The following is a 1147-nucleotide window of genomic DNA, read 5'->3' as shown; positions in this document are numbered from 1 at the left end:
GCGGGCGGTGGGGCCGGCCGCACCGGTGCGGGTAGCGGGGTGGCCATGCGGGCAGCGCGGTGGCGGTGCGGGTAGCGGTGGGCGACCCGGCGCCGACGGTGTCGGTCCGGAACGCGGCCCGGATGCCGCGCGCGACCGCCGTCCGGGCGTCGTCGTGCACCCACCCGGCGGCCGTCGACGGTCACCCTGTGCTGCTGAACCGGTGCATCCCGGTGCGAGGGTTGCCCGCATCACGTTCCAGGTCTACGAAGGAGACACGGACCCCGGCCGGGCCAGAGGCGTCTCGGAGGAGAAGAGGCGTCTCCCCTGACCGGGCTCCGTACGTGGGAACCGGATCACGTCCACGCCGAGCACGCCGCGGGAGGCATGTCGTCGTGGGCCTGCGAACCGGGACGCCGGGCGCCGAGGCCGCACAACACGGCACGTAGTGCACGCCAGGACGCCGGTTCCCACGTCGGGCCGGGTGGTGCCCCTCGGGGCACCACCCGGCTCTGTCGTGTTCGAGCCCGGCCGGAGCGCGTCGGCCCGGTCGGGGTGCAGCGGCTCGACCGAGGGCGCGCGGGGCCCGTGCCGAGTCCGTGGGCTCAGCCGGACTGTGCGGCGGCGATCGACAGGCCCTCCCGGCCGCCCGCCTCCCACTCCGCGCAGGTGTGGACGATCCAGCGGGCCAGACCGTCGGGCGTCCCGGACGCGAACGCCGCCGCGGCCTCCCGGTACTCCGCGGTGCGGCGCAGGAACCCCACCTCGGGCACCGACAGACCGCGCGGGTCCAGCCCGGTGGACATCGCGGTCAGCCGGGCCGCGGCCCGGGCCACGACGCCGTCGGCGGTGCCGAACGGGGCCAGGGTCAGCAGCTCGCCGTGCACGACGGCGACCAGCACCGGTGCCGGCACGGAGGTGCCCCCGCCGATCAGGTCGGCCAGCGCCGCGAGCCGTCCCGACGTCGCCGGACGCGGCCTGCCCAGCACCTGCTCGTGCTCGGCGGCGGGCACGAGGTCGCCCGCGGCCAGGACGTGCAGCCGGGCGAGCCCCTGCAGCGGCGCGCGACCCCAGGTGTCGAGGAGCTTCGCGCGCTCGTCGGCGATCCGGACGGCGCCGGCGAGGACCGGGTCCGAGACGTGGTCGGCGGTGACCGGCCGCAGCGGGG

1 protein-coding gene is annotated in these 1147 nt (G+C 77.5%); it reads right to left on the bottom strand.

All coding sequences use genetic code 11. The annotated features are described in order from the left end of the window. Positions 1-584: 584 nt before the first annotated feature. The coding region (locus GTW08_RS29125) for an oxidoreductase (protein ID WP_202417858.1) at positions 585-1147 on the bottom strand (563 nt) is incomplete at its 5' end.

Origin of the sequence: Pseudonocardia sp. SID8383, from assembly GCF_009864975.1 — a bacterium.
In the GTDB taxonomy this organism is placed as follows: domain Bacteria; phylum Actinomycetota; class Actinomycetes; order Mycobacteriales; family Pseudonocardiaceae; genus Pseudonocardia; species Pseudonocardia alni.
The sequence above is the reverse complement of the archived record's forward strand: the minus strand, read 5'-3'. Positions and strand labels throughout refer to the sequence as shown.